The sequence below is a fragment of the Bartonella sp. DB5-6 genome (genome assembly GCF_000278115.1).
In the GTDB taxonomy this organism is placed as follows: domain Bacteria; phylum Pseudomonadota; class Alphaproteobacteria; order Rhizobiales; family Rhizobiaceae; genus Bartonella; species Bartonella refiksaydamii.
In genome coordinates this window covers 205,389-222,352 of record NZ_JH725118.1, presented here as the reverse complement: position 1 = coordinate 222,352, position 16,964 = coordinate 205,389, and the positions used below count along the sequence as shown (strand labels likewise).

The window sequence follows — 16,964 nt, the reverse complement described above, 5'->3', positions numbered from 1 at the left end:
AGAGAGCTGATTTTTCGGTTTTATGGGCTTGTTGTTGTGCTTTATCTTTCTGATATGGTGCTATTCTTAAGTAATCTTTGGAACGTTTATCGCATAACATCTTCATCGGTTTTCTTGGGTGTGTCCATGGCTTTGGGAACTCTTACACCCTATCTTTTGAAAAAAAGCGGACTTGTCCGCATTAAGTCTTCTCTGAGGTTGGTAGATTTATACAAAAGGCGGATCATCATCTATAGCCTTCTTATATTAATTGCTCTTTTTCATTACGCTGATTCTCCTTTTGGTTTTATTGCTGTATCTATCTCTATCGGTTATCTCTCTTTGATCACCTTAAGTACGCTCGAGACTTATAATACCAAGCTAGCGCTTAAAGGTTATATTAGCGCTCAAAAGGCTTCCCGCATTATGCAAACAGTGGTGCAGATTGGTGCCTTTTTGGGAGCGGCACTTAGTGGTTATCTCTTAGAAGCAACCAGCCTGCGAGGGGTAGCAGCTGGGGTTGGCTATAATGGTTTGATTGCAGCACTTTGTGTGTTTGACATCATTGTAAGCCTTGTGGCCGGATATGTCATTTTTCGCGATGAATATAGTGCTACAGGCGTTACACCGTCTGCACCTGAGAAGAAGCTAACACCCATGCCGCAAGCAGACAGGCTCTCTCTTGAACTTAAACTTTTATGCGTCTGCATAGGCCTTATTGGTTTTCATATTTGCGCCTATAATACACTGGCGACTATTCTTTTTCAGAGTGTGAAAAATTTTAGCTCTGAATATTATGGGCTTTGCAGTGCGGTTGCGGGTGTGGGCGCTTTTTTGGCTGCTTTTATCAAAATACCTCGCTTTGAATTTATCCTCCCAGCCCTTATGTTGGGTGTGGCTGATCTCATTTTTAGCACCACACAATTGCCCTATTTGGCTGTGGTCTTTTGTTTTTTTATTGGCTTTTCGATGAACACCATGCGGATTAACGCCCGTAAATATATGATTGAAGAGACCCAGACAGAGATTCAAGCAGAACTTGTGGGAAGCTATAGCGGCATGCTTTATACTGTCTCCCAATCAGCGGGTTATGTTATCCTTGGTCTTCTTACAAGCCCCGCTCTTATGGGACCACAGGCGGCCATTTATCTTCTACCCCTTATAGGGTTGATAATCTTTATTTATGTCCTTTTTCTTTTAGCGCGGCGAGTCAAAGCATGAGCAAACCCATCCTTATTGTCGACCCTTTCTCCACAGGTGCTCTCTATGGTCCTGCTTTGCAAAAATTGGGTTATGCCTGTTACGGCGTTGCATCTCAGCCAGCTCTTTTTTCGCATTTTATGCTTTCTTATCAGGGTGAGGGGATGGCAGAAGCGAAGCTTCATAGTGTGGATGAGATAAAGCAGCGTTTTCCAGCCGGTGCGATAGAAGCCGTGGTAGCTGGTGCTGAAGGAGGTATTTATTGTGCAGAACAATTGGCTGCTTACTATGGTTGTCTTGGAAATAACCCTTTGACCACCGATTGGCGGCGGAAAAAGGCGACGATGCAAAAGCGCCTTTGTGAAAATGGTTTGTCTTACATTCGGTCAAAGATTCTTACAAAAGATGATTGTATTCTCGGTGGTTTTGAAAGCCTCAGCGGCTATGTGGTGAAGCCAAATGATTCTTCTGGGAGTGATAGCGTTTTGTTTTTTTCCAGCCGTGAGGAAGTAGTGGCGTGGGTTTCTAGGATCGACTGGATGCAGAAGAATATTTTTGGTGCACCTAACGAGGCTTATTTGCTCCAAGAAAGATTGGTGGGAGAGGAATACATAGTAGATGCTGTTGTAAATGGGGAGGCGATAAAGATATGTGCTTTATCACGATATAAAAAGGGTATCCATAATGGGAGTGCCTTTGTTTATGAATCGCTTGATGTGCTTGATGCTCAAGATCCCCTTTATGCTGCTCTTATCTCTTATGCAAAACAATGCATTCGCGCGTTGGGGATTGAATATGGTCCCGCGCATATGGAAATCATGCAAACCGCCCATGGTCCAGTGATGATCGAAGTGGGAGCTCGCCTCCACGGGGGAATTGCGCCCGCCTTGTTCGCGCATTGCTATGAGGATGATTTACTTGAAAGCTCCGTTAATCTTATTGCGGGAGTGTTTTCGGAAGCGTCAAGTTGTTTTAAGAAAAAGGGGCGTATTATCTTTCTTATCAACAAGGTTGACGGCCATATCATAAAAGATATTAACTCATGGCAGCAAAAGCTTCATTCTTGGAAAAATGTGGTTCATTTTATGCTCTCTTTTAAAGAAAACAAACCGCTTCCCCTGACAATCGATTTAAATACCTGCCCCGCCATTATAGCAATTTGGGGTCGGAGTGATGATGAATTATCGACCTTAGAGAGGATAATTCGTAGCAATTTCCTATAAAATACAACAATTGGGAGGAAAATATGGATTCAGCAACGCAAATAGTGAAAAATATAGAAAAATATGAAAAATGGAAACAGGTGGTTTTTAAAGAATTCGATGCAATAATGAATAACAAAATCAGGATTTTTCCTTGCCTATTTGGGGTAAAGGGATATCAAAAAGACATGCTGAGATTTGGGTTCTACAAAAAGTTAACCGCAAAAAATATTATGGAAGACCTTATAAATTATTGTGATAATTATAAGAGCTTTGGAAAGAACACATCTTTTGTTGCATTTGAAGAGCCTGCACCCATACAAAGTGTCGAAGTTTATAGAGAGAAATTTTGGTCTATACTTAAAGATTTACGAGCACTTGACGACCGAAAATGGCCTAAGCATATACCAAAAAATATGGATGATCCTCTATGGGAGTTCTGTTTTCATGGCGAGCCTATGTTCATAGTTTGCAATACACCGTCCCATATAAACAGAATAAGTAGAAAAAGTTCTACATTTATGTTAACTTTCCAGCCTAGGTGGGTTTTTTCTGATCTGTTGGATACAGAACAAAAAGCAAAAAATGCGTTTTCCACTGTAAGAAAAAGACTTGAACCTTTTGATATTATCACAAAATCCCCTTTTTTAGGGAAATATGGCGATCCAAAGAATAGAGAGTGGATGCAATACTTCCTGCAAGATAATAATATTGAATCCTCACCCTGTCCATATCATATAATGGAGCGCAACAATGACTAAGTTTTCTAAAATTAAATTAAATGAAAGTATATATGATACATTAAAAATGATGTTGCCAGAACAAGGCTCGATAGAGATACAAAGAGATTTCCCAAGAAAAATGCATGATTGGCATACGCACAAAGTCGATGAAACTCTCTTAATTATAGAGGGAGAGCTAGATTTTTTCTATAGCGAAAAGCGTATAACCTGTACGCCAGGAAATGTTATACATCTCCCAGCCAATACAAGGCATAAATCAGTTGCGTCAAATGCAGGATGCATATACGCGATCGCTATGGAAAGCCTCGCTATTAAAATGGGCGGCTGAATGCTTTCTAATTGATTTCCTCTGATACGGGCGAAAAAAATACCGAAGAAAGCCTTGCTTTTCGTGCAGATTTTTCCTCGCGCTTTTTTATCTGATTGATCCTCTGCAGTAAAATCATCAATCGTGGTTGATAATTCTCAGGAATTCCTGAGGGGGCGAGTAAAGCTGTGCGCTCTTTCCAAAGGGAGGATTCTAGAATCCTTGTATCCTGTTGCCACGCTTGTTTTGCTTTTTGAAGTGCTTTTGCGATAAAGCGTGTGCTATCGCCCGCACCGATTTCAATGACTGTGCGCGGTCTTACCATTTGAATGAGAGAATAAATGAGTTGTATGCTATTTTCTGTTCCCATGCCAGGTCTTATCAGCTGCATTTTTTGATCCTTATTATTTTACCAATCGCAGCATTCCTGCTTTTACAAAAAATGCTATTGAATCGTCTATGGGATATTGGATATGTATCGGTGTTGCGGCGGTTTTTAAGAGATACTTTGTTTTTTCATGAAGCCGGATTGTGCGACCATTCAGCTGGTTAATTGCAACGGTACCAAGAGGAGAATCTACAATACGGCATGGTGGTTCTCGTAAAAGAGCCGTTGCGTGATCTGGTGAAAATGCTTTTTGATCTGTTTCGATGAGACCGTGTCGCAACAGGGATATCAAAAGACTGCCCGCGGCAAGAAGAGAACCATTGAATTGTATTTTTTCAAAAGATTGAACAAGACAGCCTTCATGAAGCACTTCAGATGTTGGGAAATCAAATCCACCAAATGCCGCCCCTTTCGTAGAAACAGCCGTTACAGGTTGTATTTGGCGTTTCCCAATGAGTGCGGGCTTATTCCTTATTATCTGCACGTCCTTAGCCCATTGGATGTGCGCCAAGGGATTGAGTTCACGTGGGTAGACAGCGAAAGAATTGATGGCTGTGGGTGGTATGGATTTTTGTAATTCGAGCGTGTGGGCGCTCTCATTCAAATTATGTTGCATGTAGTCTGCGAGTTGCCACACATAACCACCCGTTCCATTGTAGAAATTTAAGCCTATGGGATCTTGTTGCATGATGTTAAATCGATTTATGTACTGTTTTAAAATCTTAAGTTGCTGGAACAGCTGTTAGCGCATACCTGCCAAAGAGTGGTTCATCGAAGACATATCGGTTGGTATGAGGTTGCACGATATCAAAAACAACGATTTTATTAAGCGGTGGTTGGAGATTAAGCTTTTTAGCATTGTTTGCTTGAGGGAAAAAACGGCTGAATCCTCTAACCATCATTAAATTCCTTTTTTTGCACGGCGTTATTCAACACAAAGCCTAATATGCCTGCGATCATTGTAGTGATGCCGATGACAAGGAGTGTGTTTTGGGTATGGTGCACACGAACAAAACCTGCGCCTACAAAACCAATGCATACGGATGTTTGTATGATAAAGATATAGGCGGGCATCTGGTTGTTTCGGTGTTCTTTCTGAATGGCTTTCATCATAAAACTTGCCATCAGGGCGTTTTGCACACCATTGGCTGCTCCAAGGATAAAAAATGAAAGCATCATCAACCATACGATATGTGTTAAGGAAAAGCAGAAAATTCCAAAGCCAATGGTTGTTGCAGCAAGTGACGCTCCAGCGGCATTGCCAAAGTGATGGAAAATGCTGGAGAAGCAGAGAGGTCCAACCACTAAGCCGAGACTTATCATACTTGTGATCACCCCATAGATTTCAGCGCTTAAGTTCAGATCGGTGCGGATGCGGACAATCGATAATACGTTGAGAGCAGAGGTGAGTATGATGGTGATGATGAGGGGTGCAAGAGCATAGACGACATTTTTTTTACGCAATAGGCCCGCTAAATCTAGCCCTTTTTTGGTACGCTGCGATGTATCTGTCTCTTGTGCATGAATTTTTAAAATTTTAAAACAGAATATGGTAATAAAGGTTGCACAAAGAACCATGATTGAAAGTGCAAACAATCCTCTTTGTCCGCTTGATATGCCATACAACACACCCCCTAGGAGTGGTCCGGCAATATAACCAAGATTCCGCACTGTTTGGATAATGCGGTTTATTCGGTCTAGTTGCTGATCAGTCTTTGCAAATTCAGGTACAGCAACGAGGATTGTAGACCAAAAGAGTGATCCAGCACAGCCCAGCGCAAAAGAAATGGCAATATAAATCCAGAATTGGTTGGCGATTGCGGCTGTGGCTATAAATATTGCTTCAAATAATAAAACAACAGGAACTGTTCGAGACGTGCTTAGCCGATGCAAGAGTCGTGGTGCAATTGGTCCGGCACAAATTGCACCCATAAGCCCAGCAAAAAGCAGCATTGAAATAGAAGTTGTACTCTTTGCTAAGTGTAGAGCAAATGTAACTTGAGCTGTTTCATCCGCAAAGCTGCTAAGAGACAAAACGAAAAAAAGTCCCATTTGAGCGAAAATAATGGATTTTTTCTTTATCACAACGCCCCCCAAGACGCTAAAGCTTTTACAGTTTTTAAAATTTCTTTCTGTGCTGCGTTACGTAGTTTATCATTTAATTTCGATATGTCTACTTTCTCTTCCGATGAAAGTTGAGAGAGGAAGTTCTCTAAATGATCCCTGTATTCAAAACTGGCGCAATGCCCGTTTGCTGAGATGAGTAGTTCTTTTGTTTCAAGCAAGGGAACCCATTGGAGGGTACTGGGGAGGCGAAGAGTGATTTCACTCTCAATTTCAGATACGTTAATAGGAGGGCGGCCAACGCATAAACGCGAGCTCGTATCGCAAATTAATTGAGAAACAAGCATATGGCGTTTTAAGGTGCTATTTGCAATTGCAGTGCTTAATGCAGAGTGTTGAAAAGCATTATCAGGGTTTAAACTTGCTCTTCCTGATGTGCGTATATCATGTCGTGTCCGATTATCAAGATGGAGCAAATGCGTGATATAATTTTTATGATGTTGCGCATCGCTTGCTGTTTCCCAAAAAGCAATATTAACATTTGCAGCAATATTTTTCCCAGTCTCAGCAACGTGGAAGGCATCATGGGGAAAATAGGCAACACGATCTGTACGATTTTGCAGTGCGATTGCGGTTGATTTATACTCTTCATATTCGGGATATTTTAGCTCTTGGAGATCTTTTCGCGTGCTGGGCCATGCAAACATTGTTTTGCCGTCTTGGAGAGTAAAACCAAAATTATGAGCATGATCCACATGGATCCCAACATGGGTAGAAGAATATCGGCCGATGAAACAGTCAATATCCACGCGTCCGCTGGGTCTAAAACCTAAAGAATGTGCTAATTGATCAGCAAATTGTTTTGCTACGTCCCACAGAGCAGGGGTTGCAGCGTATAACCCATAATACATAACCGCCCATTCTTGCCCTTTGGCATATTGATCAACGCGGGCTGTATATTCTTCTATAGTTCCGTCCGTGTCTGAAACAAGAAAGTTTTGAAGAGGGTGTGGGCTTCGTACTCCATTAATAACTGTCACTGCTTCGGATTTAGAATTAAGTGCTAAAAGTTTACTCGGATTTTGAGCGTATTGTCTTAAAGCATCCAAAACATCCCCTTCATGGAAAGGGATGTTTGAAATTGATAATTCAGCTTCTTGCTTAGCCCAATTTTTTTGAAAAAAGTCTTCAGAAAACAATTCAAACATGCCAATTAAACACGCTTAATTTTTTTAAACTGAATACATTGGATTAGCAGATTTTCATCAATAATACATTATTGTACTTCATGTGAATTATCCATATCGTGGTCGTTTTCACAAACTTGGATAATTTCGCGCTGAGCATATTTAGTACCAGCCAAGATTGGCGCGACGTCGCTATTAGCTAATTCAACAACATCCGCTACTTCATTAAGTGAAATATTCATATATTTCCCCTCTCTTACTAGTTGGTAAACATACATGATAATCACGATAAAAGATTATCATACCTCTCCGTCTAGTATGGATTTTATTTTTCACTACATGCCATTTTGATTAAAAAGGGCATTTTATCTTTTAAGAGTTCATTATAAATTTTCTTACAAGGAGGAATTGTAACTCATTCTTTATGTATAGAGAAGAAGTTTTCAAAATACGGGGTTTTGATCGTGAATGTTTTGTCAAAATATTGCACTCTTCTTCATCTGTATGTTCTGTTAAAAAAAATGAAGCTTGTAAGAAGCTTTGGTGCTGTTCTATGGAATGTCAGTGAATGAGATGTCTATTGTGTGTTCAATTATATTGTAAGGGTATACATGGGAATGTTCATTGATTGAATAATGCAAGGAGCATTTAAGTACCTCCTTCAACATAAGAATTAGCTAACAGCATAGCACATGATAGAGATTATCTTAAAAAACGGAGGACTCAAAAATAAAGTGGTTAAGAGCAGTTTACAAAAAAAGCTGTAGGGATAGTACAGCTTTTTATTGGTTTTATGCTTTATGTGGTAAAAGTTTTTAAAGCATAAAAGAGTCTTTACGGTTTCTGTAGCCATAATAGCCACACACACTGGAAATAATGGCACCAATCAAGCCTCCTAAAAAGCCCCACCAGCCCATATGCGATGCTGTTTTGGCGGCTTTATTTCCCATGTGACGCGCATCCTTTATGGATGTGTCTAGCTTGTGAGACAGTGTCTTAGCCTGTTCTTCAAGGGCTTTAAGTGCTTCTTCGGTTTTTGCTTCTGCCGTTTGATAAACATAAACTGCGCGGTTGGCGTTTGTTTGTGCATCTGCACGTGTCATGCCGTTGTTCATAAGGTTGTTGATGATATCGCTTTGATCAAACTTTGTGGTAATGGTTTGGATGCGATCAGAAAGACGTTCACTGAGATCTTTCAGATATGTGCGATAGTGAGAAGGGTCGTTTTTGAACGCTGTTATTGTGGAACCAATATCTTTGAGAGCTTCTTGATAGGACTGCTTCAAGTGTTCCGGATTGAGGGCAGGAATGTCACTTTTATTGAGAAGTGTACGTAATTCATTGCGCAGTTTGTCAAAATCGACGCCATTGTCCTTTTTCTTTGTCAAAAAGTTCTCAACACTTTCGCCATTTAATTTTGTAAACAGGGGAGAAGGATTTGTTTTGAGGTTGTCAACGGATTGTTGGATCATGGAAGTGTTTTCGATAGCGGCTTTAGCGCTTAAGCTTGCAGCATTTGAGACCAACCAGATGGCTTGGATTGTCATAAGAAGTGTTAAGAGAGCCCAAGTTAAAAAGCCGTGAAGTGCGCCTGAAGACTCTGCAAAACGTCCAGCCACAAAACCTCCCAAAGCAATGCTGATAAGCATAACAACGAGTGATCCAATTCCAAGGGAGAGAAAGGTGCCTTCAAAAGGTGCTGTTGAGGTGAAGTCCATTTGACTTAAGCCTAAAGCTGTAACCAGAAAAGACAAGCAGATTGATGTTGCCAGTGCTGTTACTACCCCAGCAAAGATTGCCGACCATGAAATGGGTGTGTGGAAAAAGGGATACTCTGTTTCTATGGATGTTTCTCCTAAAAAATGGGTATCGAAAGGTGTGTCTTCAGGAATGCGAGTTTCCATGTGTTTATCTCCTTGAATGATGCTGGAGATACAATGCTTTCTGAACCATTATGTTCCAAATGGGCAAATATGCGTGAAAATGGAGGGGAAATAGTGACAATAGATCATGATTTATCAATGATCATTATAGGGATGCGTATGGATTACTATTCTGGAGATGTATACTGAGATTATGGTGGTGGGAGGCTTTTTGTGGAATACGCATCGAGTGCTAATTTATGGAGGGTTTACGTTGGTGATGAGAGTGATGCTCTATGCGAAATAAAGCAAGCAGAAGGGATATCTTTGTATCAAAAGGTTGTTTTGTGAAATGCTGTGGGGAACTTGTTTTGTTAATGTATTACGATGAAATTTGAAAATATTTTTTTCTTCACTACTAAAACATGTTACTGGTCATTTTTATAAATAACTTCCTCTTTTGTATCGAAAATTTAAAGAAAAACTAGCTTAAGGTGTAAAATGTTTTGTGCAAATTTTTTTAAAATAATTATGAAATTGTCTGAATGCTTTTTCATAAATATATATTCTTACTTCTTTAAGAAAATATGCTAAATGTTACGCATGGATGTTTATATTTGTAGATAAAAGGCAAAATCCTGTGATCATTATTTTTATTTTTTTACGTATAATTTTACTGTTGAGACTTGTAGTCTTTTTAAGTTGGTTATAAGACGTATCATGAAGCATTAAGTGATTTATATATAAAGTTTATCATGCGCCTGTAAATGATAATATTTTGTAGCATCAATAATATAAAAAAGTTAAATCTTATCAAGTAAAGTAGAATTGTATTAACAAATCATTTATATATTTATAATAATAAATAATTAATTTACTTATTAAAGTAAAAAGTATTACTATTTTAATTTAAAAAGTGTGTCTTTATTTATGCAACATAAATATACATTATCATTCATTATACTTATCGTATGTTTATCAACAGGAGGTCTGATTTCTACAGATATTTTTCTGCCGGCACTTGGAGAGATGCGTCAATACTACCAAGTAACAGAATCCCAAATTCAGAGTGCGGTAGCAATTTTTCTGTTTGCATTGGCACTTGGACAGCTCATTTATGGACCACTGAGTGATAGTTTTGGGCGTAAAAAAACACTTCTCTTTGGCTTATTTTTGTGGTTGTTTACTACTCTTAGTGTGATTTATACGGATAATATTCACGCTTTTCTTGTATTACGTTTTTTACAAGGTCTTGGAGCTTGTGCAGGAATTGTTTTAAGTCGTGCTATTATCAATGATTTGTTAGATAAAAAGGCAGCGGGGAAACTTTATTTAATTGTTTTCCCTTTCATTGGGATGTCGCCAGCGCTTGCACCTTTAATTGGAGGGTTGTTGTTACAAACTTTCAATTGGCACGCTACTTTTATCTTTTTAAGCATTTTTATATCCTTGACTATTTTGCTCTGTTATTTTGTATTAACGGAAACATTACCTCTTCAAAGGCGGCAGCGTTTTTCATCTGCGGGATTTATAAAGGGGGGGGGCGCGGTTTTCAGAAATAAACAATTTATTTTTTATGCACTTATTCCGTGTTTTTCGTATGCGGCATATTTTGCGTATATTGTGGAATCGCCTTTTTTACTCACAACCTTAGGTTTGTCACCGATATATATTGGTTATAGTTATATTGGTGTTTCGCTACCTTATATTTTGGGAAATTTCGTAGCACGGTGGCTTTTTAAGCGAGAGTCTATGGAAAGAACTGTATGGCGTGGGTATATTATTTTCGTTATAGGGGGAATACTCTTTGCTCTGCAAATGTATCTAAGCCCATGGACACTTGTAACGAGTTTTGTAGCTATCGCTGTTCTTACTTTTGGTAATGGGTTTTTATTGCCGTTAGGAACGGCGTTGGCAATTTCATCCCATCCGCAAGCTGCTGGGACAGCTTCTGGTGTTATGGGAGCTTTACAATTAGGGAGTGCTGCGCTGAGTGCTGCGGTTATTGGAAAGATTTCTGGGCACAGTCCACGGGTGATGGCAATCTCATTGGCTGTCTGTTGTCTGCTAGGGTTTATAATTTATATCCGAAAAGCGCATGATTTTATGCGCTTGGAAATAGATTGAGTGAAATGATAAAAAAAGATCATGCGAAAATGTTGTGATGTTATTTTGCTTAAATGAAAATGACAGACTCTGAGAGTGAATTTTTACACCTTATTTTCTCGAACATGCTTAAAATTTGTCGTAGCTTAGTTTATAGCTGATACAATCAGTTATTGCGGCGGTTATTATGGGGGATAAGCTTATGTGCAGGGAAGTTTTGATATGTTTGTGTTGTATGATTTATAGTCAGTGGGGAAGTTTCTGCTACAATTCATATTTTGAAACAAGAGGGGCGGGGTGTAGATAAATGGGACTTCATATTGTTATTCTTTCTCCTGTGATGCCAATTTGGGATCGTGGTGTTTTTTGTTCTTCGTTTACAAAGCTATGCTTAGCAAAAGGATTTCAAATTACTCTACTTGATACACTGTCTCTTTTTCCTAGTAATTCTCCTTTTCTTAATAACTCTGCCATAGAAATTTTGCCTGTTATTACGGAGAAACTTGAAAAATATTTTAAGGTGCCCTCAGTGCTTGTAGGATTTTCTATGGCTGGGACATTGGTACAAATGTTGGCAGCACAACTTCCAAATGTTCAAGCAGTGCTTGCTGTGAATGCTCCAGGTTATCCAGATAAGACTTTGCAACAACGACTTGGGTCTGTTCTTACCTTATTGGAAAATGGTGATCTGTCGGAAGCTCTAGAAACACTCAATGTTTTTATGTGCCCTCGTGGGGTCATGAAAAAAAGAGTCTTATTGGAGATTCCTGATGAGCAAAAAAGCATGGCAATTGAACGTATGATGAGAGGATTTAAATTCTTGTTGGGGATGGATGCTAGAAATGAGATTATCAAATACACTGGAAAGTTTTTAGCTTTGGTAGGTGAAAAGTCACAACTTGCAACCGTAGATAACCAAACGAGAAGTTATTGTATGTATCATGAATATAAGATTATCACTGGTGCTGGTACGCGTTTGTGGGAGGATAATCCTACTATGACGGATGCAATTATTGATGAATGGATTGGTAGATTATGAAAAAGAAAGTTCTTGTATTACCTGGTGATGGAGTAGGGATTGAGGTCTGTGATGCTGCGCTGATGGTCTTGGAGCAATTTCAATTGCCGATCGAGTTTACTTATGGCGATATTGGTTGGGAATGTTGGAAACAGGAAGGAGATCCTGTTCCTCAAGCTACTTGGCAAAAAATAGCCGAAAGTGACGCTGTTTTACTTGGAGCTGTGACCAGTAAAGGAAAAGAAGCGGCTTTAAAAGAACTTGCACCGCATTTAAAAGAGAAAAAATTTGCCTATGTTTCTCCTGTCATTCAGCTTCGCCAGAAGTTAGGTTTGTTTGCGAATATACGCCCTATCAGATACATTTTCGGTCCGAGAAAACCTTTTCAGTTTTGTGTTATCAGAGAAAATAGTGAAGGTCTTTATGCGGGATTAGACTTTCGTGGAATAACTCCTGAAACAGCCGCTTGGTTAAAACACCCCAATTTAGAAAAATATGGTCCTGAGGAGGCAGCGTGGACGGTTCGTTTGCAAACACGCTTTGGTTTAGAGCGGTTATTTGAATACGCTTTTTCTTATGCACGCAAACACGGATTTAAGCGGGTTACTTTTGCCGATAAACCAAATGTTATGCGGGAGAGTGGACAATTTGCTCAGGAAATTTTTGAGAAAATCGCGCAAAATTATCCAGAAATCGAAGCAGATATTCATAATGTTGATGCGGTCGCTTTGTGGATTGCAACAAAACCAGAACAGTTTGGTGTGATTGTTGCTGAAAACATGTTTGGTGATATTCTCTCTGACCTTGCTGCTGGAGTGATGGGGGGATTGGGGCTTGCGTCTAGCGCAAATGTGGGCAGCAAAATTGCTTATTTTGAACCCGTTCATGGGAGTGCACCGCGCATTGCTGGACAGAATAAAGCAAATCCTGCTGCCATGCTTTATACCACGGCTTTACTTTTAGAGCATTTAGGTTTTCAGGAGAAAGCAAAACAATTGTCTGAGAGTGTTGATCAGGTTATTCGCATTGGAAAAACTGTCACTTATGATTTGGGAGGCGTAGCCTCTACACGTCAAATGGCTGAAGCTGTTCTCAATTCTCTTGTGAAGTCTGTCTCTGTTTGTCGTGCGGCAATTATTACGGTTGGTGATGAACTCCTTTCAGGACAATATTTGAATACGAATTTGCAGGATTTGAGTCAGAGCTTGAATAAGAGAAATATCCAAGTAACACGTCATTTTGTTTGCGCTGATCAATTACAGCAAATAAGTGAAACAGTGATTGCTTGTCTTGGGCAAGAAGATCTTATCATTATCAGTGGGGGATTGGGACCAACATCAGATGACAAAACACGTGATGCGGTTGCTCAAGCTGTACAGCAGTCTTTGGTTCATCATGAAGCTGTTTGGCAAACGATAAAAGGTCAATTACAACGGTTAGGTATTGCGCCTGATGCCAGCAATGCGCGTCAAGCGTTGTTTCCAGAAACAGCAACCGTGCTTGACAATCTTACTGGCACAGCACCAGGGTTTTATCTCTCTTGTTTTGGAAGTACGCTTGTTGTTTTGCCCGGTCCGCCATCACAGGCTCTTGCGCTTTTAGAGAATTATTTAGAACACAATGAGAAGAAATATTCTTCCGTATCGCGTGCTCAATATGCGTGGACTTTGATTGGAATTGATGAAAGTACAATCGCGCATTTTGTTGATTGTCATTTTGAAAATGAGCCATTTGAACGGCATTTTTTATGGAAAAGCCCTTATGTTCTGGTGCAATTGGTTGGTCAATCATCAGCGCCTTTGGCACAGCATTTAATCGAAGAATTTGAAAATCATTTTCGCCCGTATTTGGTTGGTGCAGAAGTTACTACTGCTAGTAAACAATTGGCAATGCGTGCAAAAGTTCATTGGTTTGCGACTGATCCGCACCTTTTACAATATTTTCAGCCAACAGAAAAAACGGAAAAAAGTGCAAAAAATGTTCCGGAACTTGAGGTTGAGGTTAGCTTGTCACCTTCTTTGGAGATACTAGAAAATCAAGAAGAAAGTCTTGGACATGCTACCATAACTATACGGATGAAAGGCTATGATGATGAGCGTGTAACTTTTCCCTATACACGTCCGCTTTTAGGTATAGTCTTACAGGAATATGCGGCTTGGTTAGTTTTAACAAGATATTTGCAAACGGAGAAGCGCAAATGATACTCTTTAGAAACGTAAAAATATTCTCCACATCATTTTTTATTGTTTGGGTTAAATATAGCACTATTTTGATGTTCTAGGTCTTTGTGTTTACTAGCATTTTCTTTGACACAAAATAACAGCTAAGCTGTATAAATAACGGTCAAATATTTTATTCGAAACACTTCTACAGAAAAATGCGGATATTATCGTTCAGGTTTTGTTCGGGATATTGCTGTGGCTAGAACTCACCATTACCTTTTTGCAACAAATGTTTATACGATTTCGGGTAAAAATCATATGGATACGTGAATTATAGGTGGATATTTATTGCATGATAAAAACACAATGATTCTTTGGAGATTGTTTTATTAAGTTCAAGAAAGATTCTCTGCACGCATTGATTTAGAGATGGGGGATATGCTTTTAAGAGGGGGGATAGAGAAAACTGCTTTATGAAAAAGGAAAAAGGGATTTTGATTATTTGCAACTGTACAAAAAAAGTTTACAAGTCTTGTTAGAAATACAGCAGTGAAGAGTTACTTTCAAAGATGTATTGTTAATGTGGCTGCCAATAAATTGCCATAAATATTTTGTAGAATTCCCTCCGGATCTTTACACTATCGCATGATGTCTAAGCGGTATGTTTTTTGTGCGATGATATTTACGATATTATACAGCGCTCGTTTTGTGTACCGTCTTTTGTAAAGAGCGGTGGTATTTGTGAATTAGAAAAAAGGCAAGATTTCCGTGTATTATATTGATTATAACAGTTATCGTTCTATCAAGAGTTTTAATCGCCGTGTTCGTTTTCTTGTCATGCATTATACTGCCATTAATTTTAAAGAGTCGGTTATGGCTCTTACAGGAGAGAGGGTTAGTGCCCACTATCTTGTTCCTGATCCATCAGAGCAGACGTATATTGAGGCAGGGTTTAAGGATATGCGTATCTTTAATTTGGTGGATGAAAATGAGCGTGCGTGGCATACGGGTGTGAGTTCATGGGCGGGGCGTAATAATATAAATGATACTTCTATTGGGATTGAAATAGTCAATTTAGCTACTAGTCATTCTGATGGTGTTGGGCAAACGTATGTTGAAGCAGCTTTAACGGATGCGCGTGTTTTAAATCTCGTTAATAAAGATGAATGTCAATTACAGACAGATGTTGGTTCATGGACTGAGGGTGCTTGTGTGGGTGGTACAGCTTTGCAGCTTGAGACAATTAACCTCACTACTTATAATAATAAGGATTTTGTTTTTCCTCCTTATAATCCAACGCAAATTGATGCAGTTAAGGAACTGGCATTGAATATTCTTCAACGGTATCCAGATATCATGCCAGTCGATGTCGTTGGGCACAGTGATATTGCTATTGGAAGGAAGAGTGATCCAGGGGCAGCTTTTCCGTGGAAAGAACTTTATGTGGCTGGCATAGGAGCATGGTATGATGATGAATTAAAAAATCACTATCAAGAGCAATTTTCTAAGAGTTTTCCAGCTAAAGAGGATATTTTGGTTAAACTGAAATGTTATGGATATGATATTTCGATTGCGTGTACCGAAATTGGATATAAGAATTTGATACGAGCATTTCAGCTTCATTTTCGTCAAGAAAATTATGATGGGATTTTGGATGTTGAAACAGCAGCCATTATTTATGCTTTGGTAGATAAGTATTTTCCGTCAAGTTAATACAACAGTGGACGTTTTCCGGTGAGTTTTGCTTTTTGCCAATTGGGCTTGTGTGAGAAAAAGCTATCTGTAAAGCAATTCATGGGAAAAGGATGAGAAAACTTAGTAAAAAGTGAATTTTAAAAACTCGTTTCTTTATTGTATATGGAACAGCCTCATTAAAAAAGATACGTGAAGTTAGGGTGTTGTGCATAGTACAGAAAACATAATGCTCAAGAGTTAAAAGAAAAGAGGGGAGTGTTGTGTAAAAAAGAATTTTATAAAGATGATTCGTTATTTTACAATTTGAATAAGAGTTTCCAATATAGTAAGGTTTTTTCATTTCAAAGTTTTACATTAGACATTAGAAAATTATTTATTTGCATGTCATAAACGAAATCAGTATGCGGATAAGAAACGTTTTAAAAAGGAGGCAATATACCTCCCGTGAAACGTCTCTATGCAAAAGCGGTTGCAACATTGAAAGCTGGTAAATAAATTGATAGCATGGGCTTATTGTTTCAAAGGGTAAAGATGGGGATGTCCAAAGAATCTTGCATTATTTCTCCTCTCGTAATCATTAGATATGAAAAGTATGGATTGTAGTTCTGTACTTGTTGTATACAGGAAGTGTGTGACGATGATTGAAAGAAGCAAGCAAGGTATGCGCGCTGCAAAGAATATATGTGCGATATTTTCAGAATTTTGAAAAATATACATCACTTCTGCTTTTAAGAGGATATTTTTGACGTATTTGCAAATATTAAAGTTGTAAAGAATCTCGTTGTTTATTTTAGCGCTATCATTTTTACTAAAAATATTTCTATGATCAATTATCTAGTGCGTTGAAGCTATATCTCGCTTATTTTGTTTTCTCTCGAGGATATTTGCACACTTTTGATGATAAATTCTTTGATGATGAAGATCTGCATTATTTAGACTTACATGCGAGGTTTATGAAATGTGCTTATCAACATTCATCGGGTTTATTTATTTGGAATATTTTTATAACAGTAAGCAGCTTTTTTGTAGAGATAGTGGCAAAAAAATATCA

General features: G+C 38.8%; 16 protein-coding genes (1 of these 16 only partly in view). 9 read left to right on the top strand and 7 right to left on the bottom strand.

All coding sequences use genetic code 11. The features are described 5' to 3' along the window. The 4 genes in view from MCO_RS05780 to MCO_RS05765 are tightly spaced (at most 23 nt apart) and all read left to right on the top strand, a layout consistent with a single transcriptional unit that may run on beyond the window. Positions 1 to 1,200: the 3' portion of an MFS transporter gene (locus tag MCO_RS05780; protein ID WP_040298960.1), read on the top strand. 6 nt of this gene lie to the left of the window's left edge; 1,200 of the gene's 1,206 nt are visible here — the last part of the coding sequence; the start codon falls outside the window, past its left edge; its stop codon occupies positions 1,198 to 1,200. After that, the gene (locus tag MCO_RS05775) at positions 1,197 to 2,402 is read left to right on the top strand and encodes an ATP-grasp domain-containing protein (RefSeq protein ID WP_007553213.1); all 1,206 of its coding nucleotides are present in this window, start codon (positions 1,197 to 1,199) and stop codon (positions 2,400 to 2,402) included. Before MCO_RS05780 ends, MCO_RS05775 begins: the two co-directional genes overlap by 4 nt. Before the next feature lie 23 nt (positions 2,403 to 2,425). After that, positions 2,426 to 3,142, top strand: coding sequence for a YqcI/YcgG family protein (locus tag MCO_RS05770; RefSeq protein WP_007553212.1), 717 nt, complete (start codon positions 2,426 to 2,428; stop codon positions 3,140 to 3,142). Then, positions 3,135 to 3,452 (top strand): cupin domain-containing protein, encoded by a 318-nt coding sequence (locus MCO_RS05765; RefSeq protein ID WP_007553211.1) that lies wholly within the window; start codon positions 3,135 to 3,137, stop codon positions 3,450 to 3,452. The genes MCO_RS05770 and MCO_RS05765 overlap by 8 nt, the downstream gene beginning before the upstream one ends. Positions 3,453 to 3,459: 7 nt before the next feature. Here the strand turns inward: MCO_RS05765 and MCO_RS05760 are convergent, their stop codons facing one another. From MCO_RS05760 to MCO_RS05735, 7 genes are all read right to left on the bottom strand, one after another. Continuing rightward, entirely contained in the window at positions 3,460 to 3,822 is a 363-nt protein-coding gene (locus MCO_RS05760) for a hypothetical protein (RefSeq protein ID WP_007553210.1), read from the bottom strand. 13 nt (positions 3,823 to 3,835) lie between these two features. Further along, positions 3,836 to 4,507 (bottom strand): hypothetical protein, encoded by a 672-nt coding sequence (locus MCO_RS05755; protein ID WP_007553209.1) that lies wholly within the window; start codon positions 4,505 to 4,507, stop codon positions 3,836 to 3,838. A 34-nt stretch (positions 4,508 to 4,541) separates the two neighbouring features. Further along, positions 4,542 to 4,721, bottom strand: a complete 180-nt coding sequence (locus MCO_RS05750) for a hypothetical protein (RefSeq protein ID WP_040298938.1) — start codon at positions 4,719 to 4,721, stop codon at positions 4,542 to 4,544. Beyond that, positions 4,711 to 5,904, bottom strand: a complete 1,194-nt coding sequence (locus tag MCO_RS05745; protein ID WP_040298935.1) for an MFS transporter — start codon at positions 5,902 to 5,904, stop codon at positions 4,711 to 4,713. Before MCO_RS05745 ends, MCO_RS05750 begins: the two co-directional genes overlap by 11 nt. Next, positions 5,901 to 7,091 (bottom strand): hypothetical protein, encoded by a 1,191-nt coding sequence (locus tag MCO_RS05740; RefSeq protein ID WP_007553206.1) that lies wholly within the window; start codon positions 7,089 to 7,091, stop codon positions 5,901 to 5,903. Before MCO_RS05740 ends, MCO_RS05745 begins: the two co-directional genes overlap by 4 nt. 68 nt (positions 7,092 to 7,159) lie before the next feature. Continuing rightward, positions 7,160 to 7,312 (bottom strand): hypothetical protein, encoded by a 153-nt coding sequence (locus tag MCO_RS10865; protein ID WP_007553205.1) that lies wholly within the window; start codon positions 7,310 to 7,312, stop codon positions 7,160 to 7,162. A gap of 573 nt (positions 7,313 to 7,885) precedes the next feature. Further along, the gene (locus MCO_RS05735; protein WP_007553204.1) at positions 7,886 to 8,974 is read right to left on the bottom strand and encodes a TIGR04086 family membrane protein; all 1,089 of its coding nucleotides are present in this window, start codon (positions 8,972 to 8,974) and stop codon (positions 7,886 to 7,888) included. Between MCO_RS05735 and MCO_RS10600 the strand changes: the two genes are divergently transcribed. From MCO_RS10600 to MCO_RS05715, 5 genes are all read left to right on the top strand, one after another. Next, a complete protein-coding gene (locus tag MCO_RS10600; protein ID WP_155799348.1) occupies positions 8,975 to 9,142 on the top strand; it encodes a hypothetical protein in 168 nt (55 codons plus the stop codon). A gap of 720 nt (positions 9,143 to 9,862) precedes the next feature. Next, positions 9,863 to 11,059: a multidrug effflux MFS transporter gene (locus MCO_RS05730; RefSeq protein ID WP_007553200.1), complete on the top strand. Its 1,197-nt coding sequence runs from the start codon at positions 9,863 to 9,865 to the stop codon at positions 11,057 to 11,059. Positions 11,060 to 11,345: 286 nt separating this feature from the next. Then, positions 11,346 to 12,077: an acyl-CoA thioester hydrolase/BAAT C-terminal domain-containing protein gene (locus tag MCO_RS05725; RefSeq protein WP_007553199.1), complete on the top strand. Its 732-nt coding sequence runs from the start codon at positions 11,346 to 11,348 to the stop codon at positions 12,075 to 12,077. Further along, on the top strand, positions 12,074 to 14,257 hold the full coding sequence (locus MCO_RS05720; protein WP_007553198.1) for an isocitrate/isopropylmalate dehydrogenase family protein: 2,184 nt from the start codon (positions 12,074 to 12,076) through the stop codon (positions 14,255 to 14,257). Before MCO_RS05725 ends, MCO_RS05720 begins: the two co-directional genes overlap by 4 nt. Before the next feature lie 729 nt (positions 14,258 to 14,986). Further along, the gene (locus MCO_RS05715; protein ID WP_007553197.1) at positions 14,987 to 15,931 is read left to right on the top strand and encodes an N-acetylmuramoyl-L-alanine amidase; all 945 of its coding nucleotides are present in this window, start codon (positions 14,987 to 14,989) and stop codon (positions 15,929 to 15,931) included. Positions 15,932 to 16,964 lie beyond the last annotated feature (1,033 nt).

Bases quoted from the DNA above. Each gene is read 5' to 3' on its own strand.
- MCO_RS05775 (WP_007553213.1), top strand. From the start codon at position 1,197: ATGAGCAAACCCATCCTTATTGTCGACCCTTTCTCCACAGGTGCTCTC.
- MCO_RS05770 (WP_007553212.1), top strand. From the start codon at position 2,426: ATGGATTCAGCAACGCAAATAGTGAAAAATATAGAAAAATATGAAAAA.
- MCO_RS05765 (WP_007553211.1), top strand. From the start codon at position 3,135: ATGACTAAGTTTTCTAAAATTAAATTAAATGAAAGTATATATGATACA.
- MCO_RS05760 (WP_007553210.1), bottom strand. From the start codon at position 3,822: ATGCAGCTGATAAGACCTGGCATGGGAACAGAAAATAGCATACAACTC.
- MCO_RS05755 (WP_007553209.1), bottom strand. From the start codon at position 4,507: ATGCAACAAGATCCCATAGGCTTAAATTTCTACAATGGAACGGGTGGT.
- MCO_RS05750 (WP_040298938.1), bottom strand. From the start codon at position 4,721: ATGATGGTTAGAGGATTCAGCCGTTTTTTCCCTCAAGCAAACAATGCT.
- MCO_RS05740 (WP_007553206.1), bottom strand. From the start codon at position 7,091: ATGTTTGAATTGTTTTCTGAAGACTTTTTTCAAAAAAATTGGGCTAAG.
- MCO_RS10865 (WP_007553205.1), bottom strand. From the start codon at position 7,312: ATGAATATTTCACTTAATGAAGTAGCGGATGTTGTTGAATTAGCTAAT.
- MCO_RS05735 (WP_007553204.1), bottom strand. From the start codon at position 8,974: ATGGAAACTCGCATTCCTGAAGACACACCTTTCGATACCCATTTTTTA.
- MCO_RS05730 (WP_007553200.1), top strand. From the start codon at position 9,863: ATGCAACATAAATATACATTATCATTCATTATACTTATCGTATGTTTA.
- MCO_RS05725 (WP_007553199.1), top strand. From the start codon at position 11,346: ATGGGACTTCATATTGTTATTCTTTCTCCTGTGATGCCAATTTGGGAT.
- MCO_RS05720 (WP_007553198.1), top strand. From the start codon at position 12,074: ATGAAAAAGAAAGTTCTTGTATTACCTGGTGATGGAGTAGGGATTGAG.